At 64.7% G+C, this 1,264-nt stretch carries 1 protein-coding gene; it reads right to left on the minus strand.

The features are described 5' to 3' along the window. Position 1 precedes the first annotated feature (1 nt). Positions 2-1,264, minus strand: a 1,263-nt coding sequence (locus D7W79_RS42065; protein WP_120530762.1) for an LVIVD repeat-containing protein, incomplete at its 5' end; no start/stop codon positions are given.

Raw genomic sequence — 1,264 nt, forward strand, 5'->3', positions numbered from 1 at the left:
CTCAGAGCTCGTTGAAGATGAGCAGCCCGCGTGAGGTGTCCACCGCGTAGACATACCCGTCACCCGGGACGCGCATCCCCATGACGCCCTCGTAGACGAAGCCCAGCCGCTTCGGGTCGGTCTCACGGTAGGCGTTGAAGTAGGCAATCTCCTTGGGGAGCGTGGGGTTGGCCACGTCGAACACGCGCACGCCCTCCTGGTACCAGGCGACGTACAGCTTGGTGCCCTTCAGGATCATGTTGTGGATGGAGGTGGTGGGGCGCAGCCGGTGCTCGCCGATGAGCTGGATGTTCGCCGGGTCGGTGACATCCAGCACGCGAAGGTGCGCGCCCTCCTGCTCACTGCCCTCGAACGCGATGGTGCGGCCCGCGAAGGTCCCCACCGCGCTGGCATGGCTGTATTGCCGGTTGTAGTGGTACTTGCCCAGCTCCTTGACCTGGAGGGGGTCGGTCGGGTCGGTGACCAGGAAGCCGATGTCCGTGTGGTTGATGTAGAGCCGGCCCTCGTACGCGAAGGCGTCGTGCGGATAGCTGGTGACGAACTCCTCTGACGTGAAGGTGAAGCGGTTGAGCAGGACGGGTTCTCGCGGGGACGTGATGTCGAAGATGAGCGTCTGCGCGGGCCGCAGCGCCATGGCATAGAGCCGGTTGCCCTCCACGAACAGGGTGTGCACATCCAGGGGCGCGCCGCTGGGCACGCTGCGGATGTAGGTCGGGTCCCCCGGGTTTGAAATGTCAAACAGGATGACGCCGGAAGCCCGGGTGGCGACGTAGAGGACGTCGTCCTTGGCCCACGCGGCGTTCCAGTACCCATCGCCCGGCAGGGAGATGACCTTCTTCAACACGGGGTGGCTGCGGTCGCTGACATCGAAGACGGTCAAGCCTCCCGCGGGCATGTAGCTCTTGAGCTGGATGGACACCACGTAGGCATGGTTCTTCGTGACGTAGACATCCGCAGGAAAGCCAAGGTCGACGACGGACTCGGAGACAAGGTTGAAGCCCCCGGCGGACTCGGCTTCACCGCGGCTTTGGACCAGGCGGTCCGCGTCGAACGTCCCCTTCTCCGTGAGCACGCCGTTGGTGCAAGTCGCATAGCAACCGGTGATGTGGTGGGGTTCGGGCGCGTCACAGCCCGCAAGCACATACTTGATGGTCGCGCCCCGGGTCGTGGTGTAGCCGCTGACGAGGAGCATGCCCTGGTCGTCGAACTGCTGCCGGGTGATGGGACTGAAATTCAGGCTCCCGACGCCGCCATCCTCCGGGAG

It is taken from the genome of Corallococcus exercitus, assembly GCF_003611585.1.
In the GTDB taxonomy this organism is placed as follows: Bacteria; Myxococcota; Myxococcia; order Myxococcales; family Myxococcaceae; genus Corallococcus; species Corallococcus exercitus.